At 64.2% G+C, this 22,019-nt stretch carries 18 protein-coding genes; 3 read left to right on the forward strand and 15 right to left on the reverse strand.

Going from position 1 to position 22,019, the window contains the following annotated elements; all coding sequences use genetic code 11:
• Nucleotides 1–122 precede the first annotated feature (122 nt).
• From cobJ to ahbB, 6 genes are all read right to left on the reverse strand, one after another.
• Nucleotides 123–935, reverse strand: a complete 813-nt coding sequence (gene cobJ / locus ACYQ00_RS03805) for a precorrin-3B C(17)-methyltransferase (protein ID WP_460030849.1) — start codon at nucleotides 933–935, stop codon at nucleotides 123–125.
• Nucleotides 917–2,086, reverse strand: coding sequence for a cobalt-precorrin 5A hydrolase (locus tag ACYQ00_RS03810; RefSeq protein ID WP_460030850.1), 1,170 nt, complete (start codon nucleotides 2,084–2,086; stop codon nucleotides 917–919). The genes cobJ and ACYQ00_RS03810 overlap by 19 nt, the downstream gene beginning before the upstream one ends.
• Complete coding sequence (gene hemL / locus ACYQ00_RS03815; protein WP_460031320.1) at nucleotides 2,008–3,276, reverse strand: glutamate-1-semialdehyde 2,1-aminomutase; 1,269 nt, start codon at nucleotides 3,274–3,276, stop codon at nucleotides 2,008–2,010. The genes ACYQ00_RS03810 and hemL overlap by 79 nt, the downstream gene beginning before the upstream one ends.
• Nucleotides 3,277–3,399: 123 nt before the next feature.
• Nucleotides 3,400–5,022 carry a sensor histidine kinase gene (locus ACYQ00_RS03820; RefSeq protein ID WP_460030851.1) on the reverse strand — a complete coding sequence of 541 codons (1,623 nt, stop codon included), beginning with the start codon at nucleotides 5,020–5,022 and terminating at the stop codon, nucleotides 3,400–3,402.
• Between the two features lie 24 nt (nucleotides 5,023–5,046).
• Entirely contained in the window at nucleotides 5,047–6,240 is a 1,194-nt protein-coding gene (locus tag ACYQ00_RS03825) for an ABC transporter substrate-binding protein (RefSeq protein ID WP_460030852.1), read from the reverse strand.
• Between the two features lie 204 nt (nucleotides 6,241–6,444).
• Nucleotides 6,445–6,924 carry a siroheme decarboxylase subunit beta gene (gene ahbB / locus ACYQ00_RS03830; protein WP_460030853.1) on the reverse strand — a complete coding sequence of 160 codons (480 nt, stop codon included), beginning with the start codon at nucleotides 6,922–6,924 and terminating at the stop codon, nucleotides 6,445–6,447.
• A gap of 144 nt (nucleotides 6,925–7,068) precedes the next feature.
• Here ahbB and ACYQ00_RS03835 point away from each other — a divergent pair, with 144 nt between their 5' ends.
• Together ACYQ00_RS03835 and ACYQ00_RS03840 are read left to right on the forward strand one after the other, a co-directional pair.
• A complete protein-coding gene (locus ACYQ00_RS03835; protein WP_460030854.1) occupies nucleotides 7,069–8,061 on the forward strand; it encodes an NAD(P)H-dependent glycerol-3-phosphate dehydrogenase in 993 nt (330 codons plus the stop codon).
• 104 nt (nucleotides 8,062–8,165) lie between these two features.
• Nucleotides 8,166–8,558 (forward strand): hypothetical protein, encoded by a 393-nt coding sequence (locus ACYQ00_RS03840; RefSeq protein WP_460030855.1) that lies wholly within the window; start codon nucleotides 8,166–8,168, stop codon nucleotides 8,556–8,558.
• A gap of 60 nt (nucleotides 8,559–8,618) precedes the next feature.
• Here the strand turns inward: ACYQ00_RS03840 and ACYQ00_RS03845 are convergent, their stop codons facing one another.
• The 9 genes from ACYQ00_RS03845 to ACYQ00_RS03885 form a co-directional block, all read right to left on the reverse strand.
• Nucleotides 8,619–9,632: an aldose epimerase family protein gene (locus ACYQ00_RS03845; protein ID WP_460030856.1), complete on the reverse strand. Its 1,014-nt coding sequence runs from the start codon at nucleotides 9,630–9,632 to the stop codon at nucleotides 8,619–8,621.
• Nucleotides 9,633–9,692: 60 nt separating this feature from the next.
• Nucleotides 9,693–10,388, reverse strand: coding sequence for a ribose-5-phosphate isomerase RpiA (rpiA, locus tag ACYQ00_RS03850; RefSeq protein ID WP_460030857.1), 696 nt, complete (start codon nucleotides 10,386–10,388; stop codon nucleotides 9,693–9,695).
• Nucleotides 10,389–10,654: 266 nt separating this feature from the next.
• The gene (pgl, locus tag ACYQ00_RS03855; protein ID WP_460030858.1) at nucleotides 10,655–11,383 is read right to left on the reverse strand and encodes a 6-phosphogluconolactonase; all 729 of its coding nucleotides are present in this window, start codon (nucleotides 11,381–11,383) and stop codon (nucleotides 10,655–10,657) included.
• Nucleotides 11,380–13,005 carry a glucose-6-phosphate dehydrogenase gene (gene zwf / locus ACYQ00_RS03860; RefSeq protein WP_460030859.1) on the reverse strand — a complete coding sequence of 542 codons (1,626 nt, stop codon included), beginning with the start codon at nucleotides 13,003–13,005 and terminating at the stop codon, nucleotides 11,380–11,382. The genes pgl and zwf overlap by 4 nt, the downstream gene beginning before the upstream one ends.
• An 8-nt stretch (nucleotides 13,006–13,013) precedes the next feature.
• A complete protein-coding gene (gnd, locus tag ACYQ00_RS03865; RefSeq protein ID WP_460030860.1) occupies nucleotides 13,014–13,919 on the reverse strand; it encodes a phosphogluconate dehydrogenase (NAD(+)-dependent, decarboxylating) in 906 nt (301 codons plus the stop codon).
• Between the two features lie 14 nt (nucleotides 13,920–13,933).
• The gene (locus tag ACYQ00_RS03870; RefSeq protein ID WP_460030861.1) at nucleotides 13,934–14,950 is read right to left on the reverse strand and encodes a glucokinase; all 1,017 of its coding nucleotides are present in this window, start codon (nucleotides 14,948–14,950) and stop codon (nucleotides 13,934–13,936) included.
• Between the two features lie 179 nt (nucleotides 14,951–15,129).
• Entirely contained in the window at nucleotides 15,130–17,358 is a 2,229-nt protein-coding gene (locus ACYQ00_RS03875) for a methyl-accepting chemotaxis protein (RefSeq protein ID WP_460030862.1), read from the reverse strand.
• A gap of 315 nt (nucleotides 17,359–17,673) precedes the next feature.
• Nucleotides 17,674–20,001 (reverse strand): methyl-accepting chemotaxis protein, encoded by a 2,328-nt coding sequence (locus tag ACYQ00_RS03880; protein ID WP_460030863.1) that lies wholly within the window; start codon nucleotides 19,999–20,001, stop codon nucleotides 17,674–17,676.
• 112 nt (nucleotides 20,002–20,113) lie between these two features.
• On the reverse strand, nucleotides 20,114–21,043 hold the full coding sequence (locus tag ACYQ00_RS03885; RefSeq protein WP_460030864.1) for a hypothetical protein: 930 nt from the start codon (nucleotides 21,041–21,043) through the stop codon (nucleotides 20,114–20,116).
• 190 nt (nucleotides 21,044–21,233) lie between these two features.
• Between ACYQ00_RS03885 and ACYQ00_RS03890 the strand changes: the two genes are divergently transcribed.
• Nucleotides 21,234–22,016 (forward strand): substrate-binding periplasmic protein, encoded by a 783-nt coding sequence (locus ACYQ00_RS03890; protein WP_460030865.1) that lies wholly within the window; start codon nucleotides 21,234–21,236, stop codon nucleotides 22,014–22,016.
• Nucleotides 22,017–22,019: the final 3 nt, after the last annotated feature.

The raw sequence follows: 22,019 nt of genomic DNA on the forward strand, positions 1-22,019 counted from the left end.
TCTTCTCTGTAATTCCAAGGCTGCGCCATGCGCAAACACCACACGCGCCTTCTGCACAGCGTGAGTATTCAAGCACATTTCCGTGCGCAAGGCAAGGGAAAGAACAGAAAACCATAACGGAATCAACGCCTTTGCGCTGCATCCGGCATGTCGTACTTGTCCAGATATCCGCGCGGTGTGATGAGCCTGCCCCCTGCGATGCGGGTTCTGGAATTGCCCACCACGGCAATGGAGAGCATATCCGCCTGATCCCACGGCATTTCCCCAAGCGGAGCGACCCGGACTTCCTGCTCCGGACGGTAGGCCTGGCGGACCAGCCCGGCCGGGCGCTCCGGGCCTGTGACCGCGATGATCAGTTCCAGCGCCCTGGCCAGCTGCCAGTCCCGATGCATGGAGCGGGGATTGTACAGGACCATGACGAAATCCCCGGCCGCGGCATGGGTGATGCGCGACTCGATAACCTCCCAGGGTGTGAGCAGATCCGAGAGGCTGATCACCGCGAAGTCGTGCATCAGGGGCGCGCCCAGAATCGCCGCCGCCGCTGTCAGGGCCGGCACACCGGGAATCACCTCCACGGGCACGCGGTCCAGCAGCCCCTGCCCTTCCAGCAGTTCCAGGATGAGTCCGGCCATGCCGTACACGCCGGCGTCGCCGCTGCTGACGATGGCCGTGGGCGTGCCGGCCAGGGCGGCATCGATGGCCTGGCGGCAGCGCTGCATCTCCCCGCGCATGCCCGTGGACACAATCTGCTTGCGGGCGCGGATGGATTCCGGAATCAATTCAATATACCGCGTATAGCCCACCAGCAAGGCGGCGGCCTCCAGGGCGGCCGTGGCCTGAGGCGTGCACAGGGCGGCATCGCCGGGGCCCAGGCCCACCACGGACAACAGGGCAGGATTCCGGGAGGCAGGCGGGGTTATTGTTTCAGCAGACATGGACTCCTCACTGCCACGGCGCAGGTCATGCCCTGGCCGGTCTGTTTGGGAACGAGCAATTGCGCCGCATCGGCCAGCAGCAGGGCCGCGGCCTCGGCCACGGAGGGCGTGCCCATGCGGCGCATTACCACGGCCGATGGCGTGGGCACCGGCACCGCGGCCAGCGCCTCGACGGGATAACACGTCAGCGGGAGTCCCAGCCGCTGCGCCAGGGCCAGCATTCCCGGCTCATCGGCCTTGGCCTGGGCGCTGGCCAGCCCGGCGAGGCTTTGCCGGGCCAGGCCATGCCGGGCCAGCACGCCCTGCCCGCCCAGCACGAATTCCTGCAGCGCATCGGCCGGGGTGCCGCGTTTGCATCCCATCCCCAGGATCAGGGCCGGCGGATGGACCAGCACCGCGCCAGGGGGGAGCCACGGCGGCCGGGCCCGCCAGTCCACCACCAGCAACGGGCCGGGCCAGGAGGCCATCCCGGTCTGCGCCTCCAGGCTGACGCTTTCAGGAAACGCACCGGCAAACCACCCTTCCGGATCCACCACCCCCAGCTGTTCGCCCCGGACGATCCGCGCCATGGCCGCAGTCAGCGCCGCGGGGTTGGCCGGAACGAGACTGCGTCCGGCCAGCAGCACATCCAGCGCCGGCAGGCCCAGACAGTCCGACGCCGTGGTGATCACGGCCTGGCCGCCCGTCAGGGCCGCCACGCGCCGGGCCAGGGCATTGGCCCCGCCCAGATGGCCGGACAACAGGCTGACGGCGAAGCGGCCGTCCTGATCCAGGACCACCACCGCCGGGTCGCTGTGTTTGGAGGCCAGCAGAGGGGCGATGGCCCGGACCACGATGCCCGTGGCGCACACGCAAAGGTGCCCGCGGAACTGCGGCCAGGCCGCGGCGAGGGCGTCTCCAAAGCGATGAAAGACGCGAGGGGAGAGAGCGCCCTCGTGCGGGAGCGGGAGATTGGCGTGCAGAAAGAGCGTGGCCCCCAGCGCCTCGGCCAGCCTCCCCCCCAGGACCGCGCCCTGGGGGGTCAGGCACCAGATGGCCAGCGATCTGGCCAGCGCAGTGGGCAGCTGTTCGCTCAGAAGGTCACCTTCCGGGCGGCGTCCAGGGTCCTGGCCAGATCTTCCTCGCTGTGGGCGAAGCTGAGCATGGCGCACTCGAAGCCCGAAGGCGCGAGGTAGATGCCCTGGTCCCGCATCTGGGTGTAGAAGCTGGCGTAGCGGTCGCGATCCGCGGTCTTGGCGCTGTCATAGTCCGTGACCGGGCAGTCTGTGAAGAACAGGGTGAACATGGAGGCGATGGTGTTGCAGGTGACGGCTGCGCCCTTGCCGCGCAGGATTTCCGCCAGTTCGCCGGCGAATTTCGCAGTGCGGGCCTCCAGGGCGGCGTAGTCCTGGGTTTCCAGGGCAGCCAGGGTGGCCAGGCCGGCGGCCATGGCCACGGGATTCCCGGAGAGGGTTCCGGCCTGGTACACGTCCCCGCAGGGCGCGATGCGTTCCATGTATTGCCGCTTGCCGCCGTAAGCCCCCACGGGGAAGCCGCCGCCGATGATCTTGCCCATGGTGGTCAGGTCCGGCTCAATGCCAAAGCGGGTCTGGGCCCCGCCGAAGGCCACGCGCAGGCCGGTGATGACCTCGTCAAAAATCAGCAGCGCGCCATGGGCGGTGCACAGTTCGCGCAGGCCGGCCAGGAACCCGGCGGCCGGCGGCACCAGCCCCATGTTTCCGGCCACCGGCTCCACGATGACACAGGCGATCTGCCCGGCATGGGCGGCAAAGCAGGCGGCCGTGGCGTCCAGGTTGTTGTAGGGAACCACGATGGTATCCTCCACCGTGGAGGCGGGCACGCCGGGGGTGCCGGGAATGCCCAGGGTGGCCACGCCAGAGCCGGCGGCAGCCAGGAAGGCGTCGGCATGGCCATGGTAGCAGCCATCGAACTTGATGACCTTGGCGCGCCCGGTCACGCCACGGGCCAGCCGCAGGGCGCTCATGGTGGCTTCGGTGCCGGAGGAGACCATGCGCACCATGTCCATGGCCGGGAACAGGGCTGTCAGCTTTTCGGCCAGCACCACTTCCCCTTCACAGGGCGCGCCGTAGCTGGCGCCCTTTTTCACGGCATCCAGCACCGCGGCCTCCACGCCGGGGTGGCAGTGGCCCAGGAGCATGGGGCCCCAGCTCATGACAAAATCAATATACTCCTGCCCCTCCACCGTGCGCAGCCTGGAGCCGTAGCCCTCGGCGATGAACAGGGGATCGGCCTTGACGGACAGGCAGGCGCGCACCGGGGAATTGACCCCGCCGGGAATGACCTTGCGGGCGCGGGCGAACAGTTCCTGGGACGTGTGCATGGCGTTCATGATGGCATCCTTCACAAGACAAAAGGTGACTCGGCAGGCCAGACACAGCGCTGTGGCTGCCAATGTGGGCAAGCGATGCCACAGCCCGGCGGCGGGGTCAAATGGAGGAGGGGTTCAGGGCTGCGCCGTGGCATCCGGCTGCGGGCGCGAGGCCCCCGGCCAGACCGGGAGGGTGAAGTGGAACGCGCTGCCCTCGCCGGGCTGGCTCTCCACCCAGATCTCCCCCTGGTAATGGGTCACTATTTCCCGACAGATGGCCAGGCCCAGGCCGGTTCCGCGGGAGCTGACGGGGGACAGATCCGCCGCGGGACGCCCGGGGTGATGCAGCTGGATGAATTTCTGAAACAGCCGTTCCTGATCTTCCAACGCAATGCCCGGGCCGGTGTCCTGCACGGTAAAGCCGATCATCTCCGGCCCGTCTGGGTTTTCTGGGCTTTCAGGATGCTCCGGCCTGTACCGCCTCGCCCGCACCGCCACCTGCCCGATATCCGTATAATTCACGGCATTGTGCAGCAGATTCACCAGCACCTGCTGCAGCGAGTCCGGGTCGGCCATGACCTCTGGCAGATCCTGCGGCACCTCGGTCCGCAGTTCGATCTCCGGTTTGAGGGCAAAAAGCATGGCCGTGCTGCGGATGGCGTGCTCCACGGCCTCGGCCGGCCGGATGGGCTTGTCCCGCCAGACGCGGCGCCCGGACTCGATACGGTTCAAATCCAGGACATCGTTGATCAGCCGGGTCAGCCGGGCGCCCTCGGCCTCGATGACTTCCAGGTTGTCCATGATCTGCCCGCTGCGGCGTTCCAGATTGGGGTCATTCTCTGCCAAGGGCAGAAAATGCTTGCGGAAGTGTTTGCGGGTCAACGAGGCAAAGCCCAGCAGGGAGGTCAGCGGGGTGCGCAGCTCATGGGAGACGGAGGAGAGGAAATGACTTTTCAGCTCATCCAGCTCGGTCAGCTTGCGGTTCAGGTCTTCCAGCTCGTGTACCTTGGCCCGGATAGCCTCGCGCATGGTGGCGAACTGCCGGGCCAGGCTGCCGATTTCGTCATCGCGGGAGGTGTCGATGGGCTCGTCGAGCTGCCCCTCTGCCAAGGCGTTGGCACTTTTTTCCAGGGCCTCCAGGGGGTGCACCACGCCCCGTCGGAACAGCAGCAGCAGCCCCGCAGAAGTCATGAGGATGCAGCCCAGGGAGCCCAGGGCAAAGCCCCAGCCCAGGCGGGCCTTCAGGTGCTCGGAGTATTCCGTATTCAGGAAAATGAGCGCAAAGAAAAACGGCTTGGCGCCTTCATAGGCCCGGATCGGCGTCAGGCAGAGGAGCGTGCCCGCCTGCAGGCGGACCACACTCCCTTGCGAGGACAACCCTCCCAGGGCGGTATTCAGCTGGGTGGCCGCTTCCGGATCCAGCCGTCCCAGAGACTGGCCAACCAGTGACTTGTCCGTGGCAAAGTAGATGTGCCCGTCTGCCGCCACCACCAGGCCGTTCAGGAATTCATTGCCCGCCAGGGTGGTCATCACGGCTTTGTCCGCGACGGATTCGTACCGCAGGAGCTGGCGGCTCATGAGCAGCCCGGGCAGCCGGGCCCGGGCCTCCAGGGTGCGGTCGATTTCCCGGGAAAGCAGCCCCACGGCCACCACGCCCAGTGCCGCCAGGGCCAAGGCTTCCACCAGCACCACGATGATGCTCGTGCGCCCCAGCAGGCTGTGTGGTATACTACGTGAGCCGATATGCATGCCAAGCATGTCTACCTGACCAGTGTTGCAGCATTATTGCCACGTCACGCGCTGCATGGACCGCAGGGTTTCATCCACGTCGTGCCGGCCAAGATGAAAGTCTTCAAAGGCCTGCAGCCCCGCCTGCGCCAGGGGCGGTTGAGCTGTCAGATCAAAGGCAAACACCCACGGCCCTCCCCCGGCCACTTCCTTCTGAATCTCTTGCATGATGGGGGAATACCATGTCGGTGGCACCAACCGGCTTGGGGCCAGACAGCCGAATCCCCGGCTCATGGCTTTCTGGGCATTGGTGGCGGCAAAGGCGGCCAATGCCGCGCTGCGTTGCGGATGCCTGCCCTTGCGGCTCATTAACACCAGATCCACCGGGCCAACCTGCACGCGGGGCACCCCGGCCTCGATTTCAGGGAACGCAAATACCCCAAAATCCTTGCCCCCCTGCCAGCCAAGTTTCTGCTCCAACTGGCCGATGGCCCAGCTGCCCATGAGAGTCATGCCTGCCTCACCGCTGTGCACAGCCTTGACCGCCCCGGCCCAGTCGTACAATGCGGCCTGCGGCAAAAAGAAGTCCCGATCCTTGAGTTCCTGCCATAGCACAAACGCCCGGCGAACGCGTGCGTCCGTAAAGGATGCACGCCCATGCAGCAAGGCTTCGCGAAATTCCGGGCCCGCCGTGCGCAGCAGCAGAAAGTCGAACCAAAACTGGGCCGGCCAGCGGCGTTGCAGCCCCAGGGCCACTGGCGCTCGGCCGTTCCGCCGGATGGCTTCGCACACATCCAGAAAGTCCTTCCAGGTGCGCGGCGGTTCCAGATTCAGATTGCGGAACAGGGCCTTGTCATAGATGAAACCAACCCAGTGCATGGTCACGGGCACGCCGTAACGCACCCCGTTGTAGGTGCATGCGGCCTCGACCGCAGGAGGAAACACATCCTGCAGGTTGTACTGACGCCACACCTCATCCACCGGCGCAACCAGCTGTCTGTCCACCAGCATCTGTGTCCGCTGGCCAGCCCAGTAGGAAAACAAATCCGGCGGCTCCTGCGATTGCAGCATGGCCGCGACGCCGGTTTTGAAGGCCTCGTGCTCGAAGCCCTGCCCCTGCAAATGCAATGACGGTTCGCCGCGACGGATGGCTTGCAGCATTCCATCCACTCCGGTTGCAAAGTCATCCGTCCAATAATGCAGGAACACCACCGCATCTGAGGCGGGGCCGGTGGTTGCAGCGGGCATTGCCTCCACCGGCAACACCGGCTGCACACAGAAACACGCCGCGCACAGCGTTGCGCTTGCGATAAGGTGGAGCCACACGCTCGTTGCATCCTTTGCCATGGCAGTCCTTCTGGCTGTCCGCTGCTTTTCGCCTGGTTGTTTTGCCAAGGTATTATGCATAGCACAACTCCGCAAGATTGGCGACAACAAAGGACCGGAAACCCCCTATTCCTGAAAATAGACCATCGATGTCTTCTTCAGCTCCTTGATGCTGTGCAGCAGGGCATAGTCCCTCTGCCCCGTCGCCTGCGACAGCTCCGCCACCACCTGATGCAGCTCTTCCGGACTGCGACCATGCACCATGGTGTACAGCGTATACGGCCAGTCCGCCTGGGCGGGCCGCCAGTAGCAGTGGGAAACATGGGCGTGTTCGGCCATGGCGGTTCCGGCAGCATCGCGGGCGGCGTCCTCGTCGATGCGCCAGGCTACCATGACGTTGTGGTTCCACCCGGCCTGCTGATGCTTGATGGACGCGCCGAACCGACGGATCACGCCTTCCTCCAACAGGGATTGCAGCAACGCGATGACTTCCGCCTCCTCAATCCCGGCTTCCCGGGCCATGTCGGCATACGGCGTGAGCGAATCCGGCAGCTGATCCTGGGCCATCCGCAAAACGGCTCGTTCGGCGGGGGTGAATTGACGCATGGGCTACTCCTTTGCAGCAAGGACGCCGCGGCGCCCTGTGACATGATGCACAGCAGCCTTGCCAAGGCCGGCCGTGTTTGGCAAGCCGCGTCTTGCATCCGGCTCGCTCACCACGTAGACATGACGGCTGCAAGGAGGATGATCATGCGCATTACCGTGCTGGGAGGCGGCAGCTGGGGTACCGCCCTTGCTGGCCTGTTTGCGGAGCAAGGCCGCGAGACGACACTGTGGCTGCGAGAGCCGGAACTGGCCGCCCGTATCCGCACCACTCGCATCAATGATGCCTATTTGCCCGGCATTGTCCTGCCTGAAGCCCTGCGGGTGGAGCACGACCTGCCCCGGGCGCTGGCCGGCTCCGGGGTGTTGGTGCTGGCTGTGCCGTGTCAGTTCAGCCGCGCGTTTCTCGTGCAGGCCCGGCCGCACCTGCCGCACCGGCCCGTGGTGGTCTGCGCCAGCAAGGGCATCGAAGTGGCCCACCTGGCCACCATGCATCAGGTGGTGGAGGAGGCCCTGCACGACCTGACCCCCATGTATGCCATGCTCTCCGGCCCCTCCTTCGCCATGGAAGTGGCCAGAGGTCTGCCCACGGCGGTGGCCCTGGGCTGCGTCAATGAGGCCATTGCCCGGGAGCTGCAGGGGCTGCTCTCCGGCCCCATGTTCCGCATTTACACCAACCCTGACGTTCTGGGCGTGGAACTTGGCGGCGCCCTCAAAAACGTCATGGCCATTGCCGTGGGCATGCTCGACGGCCTGGAAGCCGGGCTGGACGCCCGCGCCGCCCTGATCACCCGCGGTCTGGCCGAAATGAGCCGCCTGGGCGTGGCCATGGGCGCACAGGAAAGAACCTTCATGGGCCTGGCAGGCATGGGCGATCTGGTGCTGACCTGCACGGGGGCCCTCTCCCGCAACCGCACGGTGGGCCTGGAGCTGGGCCAGGGCAAATCCCTGGCCGAGATCACCGCCTCGCGCAACAGTGTGGCCGAGGGCGTGGCCACTGCGCAATCCATGTTCCTCTTGGGGCAACGCCATGGTGTGGAACTGCCCATTGCCGCCGCGGTGCACGCGGTGCTGTACGAGGATGCCCCGGTGCGCGAAACCCTCTCCCGGCTGATGGCCCGCGGGCTCAAGGGAGAATAGTCGTCAGACCTGCCTCTATCCCTGCGTATCCTTGATTGACCCCGCACAAGGGTGCCTGATACAGCACCCCCATTCACCTTTCACTCACTCTCGCGAGCGTTGCCATGAAACGAACCCGTCGGTCCAACATCCTGCTTTGCATTATGGCGCAACTGGCGCTGGCTTTCGTTCTGGCGTTCATGTTCATTGCCCAGGCCGGGCTGCCCCTGTTCATGGGCGACAAGGCCGGCGCCCAGGCCGCGGCGCTTCGCAAGCAGGGCCAGGCCATCGTGAACGATGTGCAGAGCGTGCTGACCATGAACATGGCCAGAGCCTCCGGCGTGGGCAAGGACGCCCTGATGGCCGGCCTGGAAGACGCCTGCGCCAAGGCCCTGCAGTTTACCGCCGGCTGGAAAATCGACTGCGCCGGGGATCCTGCCAGCGGCGAGGTGACCATCACCGCCAGCCACGAAGGCTTGAAAGACCCCGTGCGCGCGGTCTGGAAAAAAGCGGAATAACCGGCCGAACCACGTCCTTCCGGCGCCGGCCTGCCGGATTCGGTGGGGAGCCGCGGCTGGCTAGAGCAATCTGAGCACCGTCATGTGCCGGTACACACCGCCCGGGAACAACCAAACATTCGGGAATCTGGGCTGGTTGGGGCTGTCCGGCAAGTGCATGTCTGCCAGCACCAGGCCGGGGGGGGTGTTTGCGCCCGCCTCCATTGTCCGCACGCGCAATCCCGGCCGGGTGGAATAGAGTTCCAGCCCCCGACCGCTGGGGGGATGCCGCAGCCGGGCGACCAGCTCCGGGCACTCTATGCAGCCGGGCAGTACCAGAAAGCAATCCAGACCATCCCCCGCGGCCAGACGGTCGCCCAGCCGGACGGGCATCCGCAAATCCGCAGCAGTGCCATGCGCCAGCCTCGGTTGGGCCACGGGCAGGCCGTGTGCTTCGGGGAGCATGTAACTGGCCAGCACTTCCAGCTCATGCGCAGCCAGCTCGTGCGGCAGGTGCGCCCCGGCCAGATTATAGCTGCACTGTTGGGAGAGATTGCAAATGGTGTCGGCCGTGGATGTGGCAAGCATCTCCACGTACAACAGATTGTCATCCGTCAGGACATAGCGCGCCTGCACGCCCAGCGTACCGGGATAGCCCTCTTCGCCATCCTGGGAAATATACGACAACACCACGGACATGCCCGTTGCGGTGGCCTCCCGGCGCGCGGACCAGAGCACGCTGTGGAGCCCTGCCGCACCGCCATCGCAATGGTGCGGGCCGCAGTTGGCTGTCAGCTGCACGGGCGCGCCTTCCAGCTCGTACCGGGCTCCGGCGATGCAGCCGGCAAAACGCCCCAGCAGCGCACCGCAGTGCCGGGGATCCTGCAATCGCGCCGGCAACGTGTCCGGCCCGGCGAGCACGTTGGCCCTGTGGCCGGCCCGATCCGGCCACACCAGCCGTTCCAGGGCCGCGCCGTATTCGAGGATGGCCACCTCCACCCCGGCAGCGTTGGCCAGCACATGCCGATGCACAGGCCTGCCATCCAGCAGTGTGCCCACCACTTCAATCGGTTCGGAGAGTTGAGGAAAAGTCAAGGGACCTGTTTCCTGAGGAACTACTTGTGTGCGCCCCTGTGCCGGAACGCGGGGAAAGGCCTATGCCCTGCGCAGGCGCTCCAGGTCTTGCGGACCGGCCAGAATGACCTCGCTGGCCATGCCCAGGAACAACCCATGCTCGACCACGCCGGCCCTGGTGGCCAGGCGCTGGGCCAGATCATGGGGAGCATCTATTGGGCCAAAATCGCAATCGAGGATAATATTCCCCTGCTCCGTCAAAAAGGCCCGGCCTTCCGTGTTGCGGCGCAAGACTACCGTGGCCCCCAGGGACTCCAGATATTCCACCTGGAACCGGCGCCCCCAGGACACGCATTCCACAGGCACAGGCCAGTGCGTCCCCAGCGCCGGCGAAAGCTTGGAAGAATCGGCAATGATCACCAGGCGGTCCGTGGCCTGGGCCAGGATCTTTTCCTTGAGCAAGGCCCCGCCGCCGCCCTTGATGCAATCCAGATTCGGGGTCACCTCATCCGCGCCATCAAGCACCAGATCCAGACGCGGCACATCGTCGAGCTGCTTGAGAGGAATGTGCATGGCCCTGGCCTCACGCTCCACCAGGGTGCTGCAGGCCACGGCGGTGATGTCGCGCAGGCGGCCTTCCTCCAGCCATTCTGCCAGAAGCCGCACTGCCCAGAGCACGGTGCTGCCGTGCCCCAGGCCAACCACCATGCCCGGTGCCACCAGTTCCAGGGCGGCCCGCGCCGCCTCCTGCTTGTGCACCTTCATGGTTTCAGTCATCGCGGCTCCCCCCAGACTCATACCGAAAAAACCGGCTTGCGAACTGTCGATCTTCGACAGCGTCACATCACCATTTCGCTGCAATAACGAATGCATGGGCGCTCCCTTTAGTCCGAATCAGGACTCCCCGGGCCAATTGCTCCGGAACATTCCGAAACCATTGCCCTGCGCGACCGGTGACGGCTGCAATAAATCCAGTATCGACTATTGAATTATCGCATTACCATCTCCGGCAAACTGCCATGCCCCCGCTGGCGAGTACCATATCACAGTTGTTCCGAAACAATCCACACGCAATTTTCTGAAGGACACGCTCTCGCCGCAGGAAGTTCCGCAGCTTGTTCCGTGTTCCAGATTCGTTTCGCCAGGGCGAGTTTTTCCTGCCCGCCTGCCAGAAACAGCACATGCCGGGCCCGGTTGATCAGCGGCAATGTCATGGTCAACCGTGGCACCCTGGGCTCCACCTCTGGAGACGGCACCGCGAAAATCCAGGCTTTTTGCGCAATGAGCGCCGGCGAGCCCGGGAAAAGCGAGGCTGTGTGCCCATCCTTGCCCAGGCCGAGGATGACCACATCCAACACCAGATCCCCACCCGGCGCGATTCCCAGGGCCTTGGCGATCTGGGCCTCGTACGCGTGGGCAGCGTCCTGCGGGGAGCAGCCTTCAAGCTCCGGCACCAGGAACCGGGCCGTGCAGGCCCGACCGCCGGCCATGAGACTCCGCCGGATCATGGCCGCGTTGGAAATAGCTTCCTGGCCGGGAGCAATGCGCTCATCCCCCAGCAGCAGGAGCACCTTCTCCCACGGCAGATCCAATTCCCCGAGTTCCTTGTAAAAAACCTCCGGGGTTCTGCCACCGGCCAGGGCCATCACTGCCCGGCCTTTGGTGTCGATGGCGTCCTGCAGCCAGGTGCGGACGCGCTCAAGCGCTGCGGCGGTCATGGCCGCGCCATCCGGAACAATCACATGTTCCGATGCGGATGCATCTGCATTCATAGTCCCATCCCGTCGTGCATCGTTACTGGCGAGAGAATTCGCCGTACTTCCTGAGGGCCGTCACTGCCCGCCCGATACAGGAACAACCGCTCAGCCATGTCCCTTTTATCCGGACAGTCACACTCGTGCAAGATCGGTGTCAGAAATCCCCAACACAGCTCCACGCCATCCTGTCGCCAGAACAACGTCTGGTCCCCGAGCAACACATCCTGCAGCACTTTGACGTATGAGTCCACCTTTGGCCGTTGTACCCCTGCATTGTAGTCGAATTCCATGCGCACCGTGCGCAGGCACATGGGGCCGGGCTGCTTGGTCTGGAAGGTCAGGATGACTTCTTCCCTGGGCTGGATCGTCAAAATGAGGGTGTTTGCGGAAATATGTTCGCCCAACACACTGCGGAACATGGAATATGGCACCTGCTTGAACTGCACGGCAATTTCCGTGTGCTTTTTCCGCAGTCGTTTGCCGGAGGTCATGTAGAACGGCACGCCCTGCCAGCGCCAGTTGTCGATATAAATCTTCATGCTGGCGTAGGTCGGGGTGATGCTGTCCGCGGCCACGCCGGGCTCATCCACGTAGGCCGGGGCCTTCTGGCCATTGATCAGGCCAGCCCCATATTGCCCGAGCACCAGATATTCGTCCAGCCGGTCCACGGGAAATGGGCGCAAGGCCCTGTAGACTTTTGTCTTCTCGTCGCGGACCAGTTCGGCCTCAAACCGTGAGGGTGGCTCCATGGCGCACAGGGCCAGCAGCTGCATCATGTGGTTCTGGAACATGTCCCGCAGGACGCCTGCGTGCTCGTAAAACGCCGCGCGGTGCTCCACCCCCAGGGACTCCGCCGCGGTGATGCGCACGTGGTCAATGTAGCGCCGGTTCCAGAGCGGCTCGAAAATGGCGTTGGCAAAGCGCAGAAGCAGAATGTTCTGCACCGTTTCCTTGGCCAGATAATGATCAATGCGAAAGACCTGATGCTCTCGAAAATGCTGGTGAATCGCCGCATCCAGGGCCCGGGCGGTTTGCAGGTCGCTGCCAAAGGGCTTTTCGATGACGATGCGGGCAAAGCCGCGTTCTTCCCGGGCCAGCCCCGCCTGGCCCAGCCCCGTGGCGATGGGCTCGTAGGCAGCTGGCGGAACCGCAAGATAAAACAGCCTGTTGCCGCCAATGCCATAGTCCGCGTCCAGAGCCTCGCACTGGGTGCGCAAGGCGTCAAAGCCCGCGGTGGCATCGGCATCCAGATCCACAGGGCAGTAATACAGCCGGGGGGCCAGCGTTTCCCAGGCGGTGGGGTCAACCCCTCCCGCCTCGGCCAGGGCCTCGCGCATGCGGGTGCGGAAGGCCTCGTGCTCCATGGGCTTTCTGCCCACGCCCACAATGCAGGACCGCGGGTCCAGGCTGCCGAGAGAGTGTAAATTATACAACGAGGGAAAGAGCTTGCGCGCCGTCAAATCCCCCGTGGCCCCAAAGATGACCAGCACGCAGGGCGGGCCAGGGCGATCCGTCTGGCATTGACTTCCCAGCGCGGCGGGGGTCTCGTGCTCCGCGGCAATGCGGGCCGTGGCGACAGGCGGAGCGGCTTGCGCGACGGCTGGCATGGATTCGGGCTGCGATTGAACGTCCGACATCGGCGGTCCTAGGTGCTCTTGACTGCGTGGCCGCCGAATTCCCGGCGCAACGCGGCAAGGACGCGGTCCTGAAACGTGTTTTCCTGGCGGGACCGGAAACGCTGCATGAGTGACAACGCCAGCACCGGCGCAGGCTGGGCCAGCTCGATGGATTCCTGCACCGTCCAGCGGCCCTCCCCGGAATCATCCACGTGCCCGGCAAGACCCTCCAGGGCGGGATCCTCGGCAAACGCCCGCTCAGCCAGTTCCAGCAGCCAGGAGCGGACCACGCTGCCTTGGTTCCACAGGTGGCACAGGGCGGCCATATCCAGGTCCTGTCCATAAGGGGAGGCCTGGAGCAGCCCCAGGCCCTCGGCGTAGGCCTGCATCATGCCGTATTCAATACCATTGTGGATCATTTTGACGTAATGCCCGCTCCCCACGCCGCCGCAGTGCATCCAGCCTTCGGGCGGGGCCAGGGCATCGAGATAGGGTGCGAGCAGCGCCACGGTCTCGGCCTCGCCGCCAACCATGGTGCAATACCCTTCGCTCAGGCCCCAGATGCCGCCGGAAACACCGGCATCCACGTATCGCACACCGGCTGCGGCGCAGGTTTCGGCATGGCGCAGGTCATCTTTGTACCAACTGTTGCCGCCGTCGATGAGCACATCCCCTGGCGCAAGCAGGGGCAGCAGCCGGGCGATGTGCGCATCCACGGCCGGGCCGGCGGGAAGCATCAACCAGCACAACCGCGGCGGCTCCAGGGCCCCGACCAGCGCTTCCAGGGTCCGGCAGGCCAGGGCGCCATCTTCAGCCGCCAGGGTCTCGGTTTTGTCAAAGGAGCGATTCCACGCCGCCAGAGGCAACCCGGCGCGCCGCAGGCGGCGGGCCATGTTCAGCCCCATGCGTCCAAGCCCGACAATGCCGAATTGCATGTCACCCTCCGTGTTCATACGGCCTGCACCACCCCGCGCCGCCCGGGGGGAAAGCCGGGGGAGCCGGCCCGCAGCGCCTGCAGCCCAGCATGCGCCGCGCCCCACAGTCCGGACAGTTCGTTGGCGTTCCTGCGTATGGGGATGGCCTCCAGCAAGGGGAGCTGGCTGGGGCAATCGAGAAACGAGGCGAGAAAATTCGGATGCCGCACCAGAATGGGATGCCGTGCCGCCACGCCGCCGGAAATGACCGAACCGCCCGAGGCCACCACAGCCAGGGCATATTGCCGGCAGGCCCGGCCATAAAAACGGGCAAACCATTCCACCACCTGCGGCACTCTTTCAAAATGCTCAGCCACTTCCCAGGGATGTACCATCTCGCCAGTGAAAAAGGCATGCAACGCAACAAGCCCGCTGCCGCTAACCACATGGTCCCCGATCGGCGCCGCGACACCCACCTGCCTGGCCAAAAACGACTGGAACGCAAACTCTTCCTTGCCCTGGAACGGAAACGGCGCATGCCCGATTTCCGAAGGCACCACCGTGCAGTCCCCGTCCGGCAGCGGCAGCAAGGCGCAGTTCCCCAGGCCGGTCCCGGCGCCGGTGACCGCCACCGGGCCCAGGTCATAGGCCTCGCCCGGCTTGAGGAGCTCGGCCTCAGCCATGACCGGCGTACGCACGGCATGGGCCTGGGCGGCGAAATCATTCAGTATCACCAGCACTGCCCCGGGCACGGCAGCCTGCATCTCCTCCCTGCGGGCCTGCCAGGCAATGTTGGGCAGATGCACCGGGCGGGTGCCACGCACGGCGCCGGGCACGGCAAATGCGGCAGCATCCATGTCGGCTGGCTCCAACGCCGGCTCCTGCGCCACGGCTTGTTGCAGCAAGTCGGTAAAGGAGTCCGCGTTGCCTGTGGGCAGCACCAGTGTCGCTTCGAGGGCAAGCTCGTCCCCAAAGGCGACGAAACAGCCGAATCGACTGGAGGTGCCGCCAATATCCGCGGCCAGAATACGGTCCGTCCTTTCTGCCATCATCACATCCATACAGCATGAGTGTCAGGGATTTTCCGGACACCACGTGCAACCCAATGCATCCCAGTATCGGCATGCCTAGCACGACACGCCCCTGCAGAACAAGCCCGCCCCCCAAAAAAACGCGCTCCGGGTCATGGAGACTCGGAGCGCAACCTACACGATTTGTATACAAAACAGGCCTAGGTGGAATGTGATTGCGACAACAATTCCCGGCTCACCGCTTCCATGGCCTGCACCTGTTTGCGCAGGGCCTCAATGGTGCCGCGGGCGTTTTCCATGACCCGGGACGTTTCCGTAGCGATGCGGTCCACTTCCTCCACCGCACGGGTGATCTCCTCGCTGGTGGCGGATTGCTGCTGGCTGGCTGCGGCAATCCCCTGCACCTGACCAGAGGCTTCATTGACGAAGCTGACAATCTCATCCAGGGCGTTGCCGGATCGCCGGGCCAGATCAGTGGCCGCAGCCACGGCTTCGGATGCGGTGGTGGTGGCATTGCGAGAGACCAGCGCCCCCTGCTGGATGGCCTGGATGGCGCCAACCACATCTTTGGTGGCGTGCATGGTTTTTTCCGCCAGCTTGCGGACCTCATCGGCCACCACGGCAAACCCGCGGCCGGCATCGCCGGCGCGTGCCGCCTCAATGGCCGCATTGAGCGCCAGCAGGTTGGTCTGGTCGGCGATATCTGTAATCACGGTAATGACCTGGCCGATCCCCTCGGCGTGCCGGGCCAAATCATCCATGCTGCTGCGCAGCTGTTCGGCCTGATGCTGCACCCCGCTGATGGCGTCCACCACTTCCTGCACGGCCCGTTTGCCATGCTCGGCCTTGTCCGTGGCCTGGGCGGCCTGTTGGGAGGCGTTGGAGGCGCTCTGGGCCACTTCCAGCACCGTGGCGTTCATTTCTTCCATGGCGGCCGCCGTGGCCGAGACGCGCCCGGACTGCAGCCGGGCACCCTTGCCGGCTTCATCCACCTGGCTGGTCAACGCTGCCGCGGCAGCCGCCACCTCCCGGGCCACGGCATCGCCTTCCTGCGCCAGACGCTGCAGGGAAGCGTTGGTGGCCTCCATGACCTGCTGGCGACGGCGTATCTCGGTGATATCATGATAGAAGGTAAAGACTCCGAGGGGCTGGCCGTCAAGATCCTGAATCGGATTGGCCTGCACGGAGAGGATATGCTCTTCTTGCTTGAAGTTCTTCAGCTGCAGTTCACCGGCCACCCGCTCCATGCGTTCCAGGGCTTCATCGGTCCGGGTTTTGCGCGCGGCGTCCTTATACAGCAGCTCCCCATTGCGCATGCCTTCGACATCCTTGGGCGACTGATCCCGTCCCACAATGCGCAACATGTGCTCGTTGATGAAGGTGATGCGGCCTGCCTGGTCCGTCACCAGACAGGGGACAGCGCTGGCGATGCCACCCAGCACGCCCTGGGCAAACCCCAGGCGGTTTTTCAGCACCGCGATCATGCGTCTGACGTTCTCCGCCAGTTCCAACAGCTCCTTGCCCGTCCCCACTGCCACGGTGGCGTTCAAGTCGCCATCGGCCACGGCATGCGTATAGGCCCCAAGGGCCTGCAACGGTTTGATGATGACGAAGCGACTCAGCAGCACAATGACCGCCAGGAGCACCACAAAGGCGCCTGCCCCCACAGCCAGCAGCAGATTGCGCTGGCCGGCGGCCTTTTCCGCCATCTCTGCCGTATAGGCCGAGGCCACCAGAATCCAGCCGTTGGACACCCGACCCCAGGAGAGGAACTTGTCCTCACCTTGGAACACATATTCAAAGGAGCCTTGCCCATCGCTCAGGTGCGGCTTGATGAGCGGATAAGTGGATGATGGCTGGAGCATGAGCTTGGGGTTCGGATGACCGACCAGCTTGCCTTCGCTGTCGATCATGAAGGGATAGCCCCGGGCGCCGATTTTGATCGGAAGGATGTAGGTCTTGACGAAGCGGGAGAGATCCACGGCCACGGCCACCCCGCCAGCGATGGCGCCATCCGCGCCCTTGACCGGGCAAGCCATCACCAGAACATTGTTCCCGGTAAAGCGGCTCTGCACCAGGGTATCGCCCTTGTAGGGCTGCCCCTTGGAAATGGCCTGAAAGTAGGCCCTGTCCGTGACGGAAAAGGCATCGTCCTGCCGCCGGATCGAACCATTGACCGAAACGCTGGCCGCCTGCACCTGTCCGGCTGCATTCCATACCAAAACCGACTCTGCCTCGGGCACGCTCTCCAGCAACACAGCCAATTCATCGGGATCGCCTGCCTGACGGCCATGCACCGCCAGACTGCGCACGGCAGGATTGCCCGCAGCCACGCGCGTGACGGCTTCCCCATGCGCGAGAAAATCTTCCAGTGTGTGCGTCAGCGAGATGCGGAGCTGGTCCATGGCCCCAAGCTGCGATTGCAGCACGGCCCTCCAGGTGGATTGATACGCCACGAACACAAGCACCGCAAGAACAGCCAGCAGGACCACAGTCACCCCAGCAGAGAGCCGAGATGCTATCGACCGTAACCCGATCATATCTTCCCCCAAGTTAAAGAGGCCGCCTCCCCTTTACCCAAACAATTCGTATCACCCATGGTGACGATTGAGAAGCATTTTATCGCGTTGCCTCCCAAAACAATGCCGTCCCGCCTCTTTCAATACAGGTTGCCCGCAATTTGTCACACATTCTACACAGAGCAGGGCGCACCTCCCCCAAGGCGCGCTCCCTCCCGGCAACAACTAGCGCGCCTCAGACTGCGCCATCAGCTCTTTGGTAATGGATTCCATGGCCTGCGCCTGGTGACTCAAGGCCTCGATGGCCTGGCGGGCCTGACGCATGGTGGCGGCGGTTTCCGCGGCAATCCGGTTCACATCCTCCACCGCCCGGGTGATTTCCTCACTGGTGGCAGACTGTTCCTCGCTCGCCGCAGCAATACCCTGCACCTGGGCCACGGCTTCATTCACGTAGCGCACAATCTCGTCCAGACTCTGGCCCGAGCGGGAGGCCAGTCCTGTTGCCGAAGACACGGCAGCGGCGGCCGCCTGCGTGGCCTGCATGGAAGAGGCTGCGCCCTGCTGGATGGACTGGATGGCGGACACCACATCCGTGGTGGCATGCATGGTCTTTTCCGCCAGTTTGCGCACCTCATCCGCCACCACCGCAAAGCCCCGGCCGGCATCCCCGGCCCGGGCAGCCTCAATGGCTGCATTCAGAGCCAGCAGGTTGGTCTGGTCCGCGATATCCTTAATAACGGTGATGACCTGACCGATCCCCTCGGCGTGCTTGGCCAGCACGTCCATGTTCTTTTGCAGATCTCCCGTCTGCTGATGCACGCCGCCGATAGCCCGTACCACTTCGGTAACGGCCTCACGCCCTTCGTGTACCTTGTCCAGGGCCTGGGACGCCCGGTCCGAAGCCTGGGAGGCGCTCTTGGCCACTTCCATGACTGTGGCGTTCATTTCTTCCATGGCGGTGGCGGTTTCGGTCATGCGCTGGGACTGCAGCTCCGAGCCCCTGGCCGCCTCGTCCACCTGCCCGGCCAGCTGCGACGCCGCCCCGGCCACCTCCTGCGCCACGGCCCCGCCCTCCACGGCCAGGCGCTGCAGGGCCTTGCCCGTGGCCTCCATGGCCTCCTGCTGATGCCTGAGGGCGGTAATGTCATAATAAAACGTGAAGACGCCATTGGGGGTGCCATCCAAATCCATGATCGGATTGGCCTGAACATTCATGACCACGGGCTGGCCTGCCAGATTGGTCATGGTGTGCTCGCCGGTCACGCGTTCCCCGGTCTTGAGGGCCCGGTCGGAACGGGTGCTCCGGGTGCGGTCGTTGTAGAGCAGCTCCGGCACAGTCAGCCCATAGGCGGTTTCCGGCTTTTGGTTACGACCGGTGAACTGCATCATCAATTCATTGATAAAGGTGATTTTTCCATCCCGGTCAATGACCATGCACGGGAGCGCGCCGGCGATGCCGTTGAGCACGCCTTGGCTGAACCCGAGGCGGTCCTTGAGCATGGTCACCATGTTGTGGATATTGGCGGTCAGCTCGGCCAGTTCGCAGCGGGGATTGCCACGCACCTCGGCATTAAACTCGCCAGCGGCAACCGTTTGCGTGTACTGTCGCAAGGCCAGCACCGGGGCGATAACCAGCCGGTGCACTGTCAGGAACAACACCCCAAGCAGCACCAGAAACGCTGCGCCGCCAATGGCCAGCAGCAGATTGCGCTGGGCCTTGGCCTTGGCCAGCAGCTCTTCTTCAAAGGCCGAGACCACCAGCACCCAGCCATTGTTCAGCCGGGCCCAGCTCTGGACTTTGAGCTCGCCTTTCCAGTCGTATTCCACGGTGCCCTCGGGGCTGGCCAGGGTGGTTTTGACGAAGTCCAGATTACTGACATCCTTGGCGAACATCTCCGGATCCGGATGCGCCACAATCACGCCTTTGGCGTCCAGGATGTACGGGTAGCCCCGCTGCCCCACCTTGACCGGCAGCACATAGCGTTCCACGAAGGTACTAAAGTTCACGCTCATGCCCAGGCCGCCCATGACCTTGCCCCGCCCGTCCAGCAGGGGTCGGGCCACCACCACCACATCCGCGCCCGTCAGCCGGCTTTTGACTGGTGTATCGCCCATGTAATTGCGGCCTTCCTGAATGACCTTGAAATAAGCCCGGTCGGCAATGGAGAACGGGGGGACCTTTTTGTCTGCGCCACTCACGGTAATCGCGGTGACCATCCCCTCAGCGTTCCAGATAAAAATCGATTCCGCCACCGCGAGTCGCTCACGCAGGGCGCTCAATTCACGGCTGGCCGTGTCGGCCTGCGTGCGCATTGCCAGGGAACTTACCTGGGTATTTTCCCCGAGCAAGACCACGGACTCCAGGGAATTGGCCAGAAAATCCTCAAGGGTTCTGCGCAGGGAATCCCGCAGCTGGGCCATGGAGCCGAGTTGCGATGTCAGCACGGCCTCATAAGTCGAATCATACGCCTGCCAAACCATGCCACCAACCACCACCATCAGCAGCAGCGCGGTGGTCAACAAGAATCGTGCGGCGAGTGAACGCGAGAGCATGCTTCCTCCCTGCCAGTCTGGTGCAGGCAATACCGATAGGGGACATTACCTAGTTATATGAGAATGACAAGCACTATCATCCAAGGACGTCGTAGCGGGAATCCTCCTCCAATCAGTTCGCTGCATTTCGCAGGGCGGCGAGCACTCCCGCCAGGGCCTGCTCCAGCAGCGGCACAAACAGTTCGCACACTCCGGCGCCATGATGCCCGTACCCGCCCAAGGGGGCCATGAGCGCGCCAATGGCCGGACCTGACCGGGGGACAAAGGGAGAATGCCGCACGACCAGCCGCACATTCTCGCCGCCGGGATCGCTGCTCAGGCGAACCTGGGCGTGTGCCTCGGGAAAATTGAGGAAATCCTGGGCCTGAATGCCCGGAGGCTGAAAGTCCAGGCCCCGCAGGTCGGTCAGCAGCACCCCCTGCTGCACCGAACTGCGGGAGCGGACCATGGCGTCATATTCATGTTGTCCGGCCGCCAGCCGCAGCCGGGCAGCATGGCAGGCCGGACTATCCAGCACGGCGGGGGCGGGCATCCGGCGGCAGAGCTGCACCAGATCAAAAAACCGAGTGGCCAGGGGCTGCGTGCAGGGAAACGGCGAATCCGCCTCCACCTCCAGCAAAAACCCGAGCAGCAGATGCTCCGAGGGGGCCTGGACCATCTCCGGGGTAAGGCCGGCTTGTTCCAGCGCATCCGCAGCATCCACCCACTGGGCAAATGCCCAGGGGAAACGTTCCCCTCCGCCGAGTTGTTCCCAGAGAATGCGCGCCGTGCTTGGCACATCCGGCAGGCATTCGCCGCGCAGGTTGTAGCCAATGGCACGCGCCTCGGCCAGGCGGATGGCCTCGCTGACATGATGGTCGTGCCATTGGCCCGCAGCCGCGTGATATGGCAAGCTTACCAGCACGTCGTTCCCATCCACTTTGGCCAAGCCGTCAAGCACATCCTTGGGGTTTGCCAACCCCACATCCTGTACCTGCCTGGCTTCGAGCAAAAGCATGGCGCTCACCAGACCGTCCAACGAAAGACGGGCGCTGCAATGCATAACTGGTCTCCTAGCCCCCCGCGCTTATTCACACACAAAGTTCGTCTGCACGGTACGTGAATGCGGCACATCCCGCAACATCCCTGCGTTGCCACAGCGGCTGTCGAATGATTTTCACCTGCCTGTCATCCTCCCGACAAGGCCCATGCGCATGGTCAGGGAAAATACCCTAACGCCTCAGGAGCAGGCCATGAAATCCAGTGTCGTCGTGTTGTCAATTCTCATGCTGGCGCTCTGTGTCAGGGGCGCCTGCGCCCAGTCCGGCGCTTCCAACACCATCACCCTGGCTGCGGACGAATGGTGCCCCTACAACTGCGACCCTGCCAGCGATGCGCCAGGGTACATGGTGGAGATTGCCCAAAAGGCCTTTGCGCCGCAGGGGCTGACCGTCTCCTACCAGGTGCTAAACTGGGCGCGCGCCGTCAGCGACGCCCGCAGTGGTGTGTTCAGTGGGGTTATCGGCGCCATTGAGGGCGATGCCGAGGGTTTTGTCTTCCCCAGCGTGGCCCAGGGCAAGGATGACTCGCATTTCTTCATCCGTAAGGGGTTTGACTGGAAATTCGCCGGCGTGGATTCCCTGCGCCCCCTGCGCGTGGGCATCATCCGCGACTATTCCTATGGCGAGACCCTGGATGCCTATTTCGAGGAACTCGGCGAAGGGGACCACGTGCAGCTCGCCTCGGGCGACAACGGCATGGAGACCAACATCAAGAAGCTCCTGGCCGAGCGCATCGACGTGATCATCGCCAACCCCTACGTCTTTCAGTACGAAGCCAAGCGTCTCGGGGTGCAGGACCAGATTGCCGATGTCGGCCCCCAGGGCGAGCCCACGCCGCTCTACATTGCCTTCTCCCCGGCCGATCCTCAGGCCAAGGAGCACGCCGAGCAGCTGGCCAGGACCACCCAGGCCCTGCGCGCTTCCGGCGAGCTGGCGACAATTCTGGCCAAATACGGCCTGACCGACTGGGAATAGCGC

It is taken from the genome of Megalodesulfovibrio paquesii, from assembly GCF_054653055.1.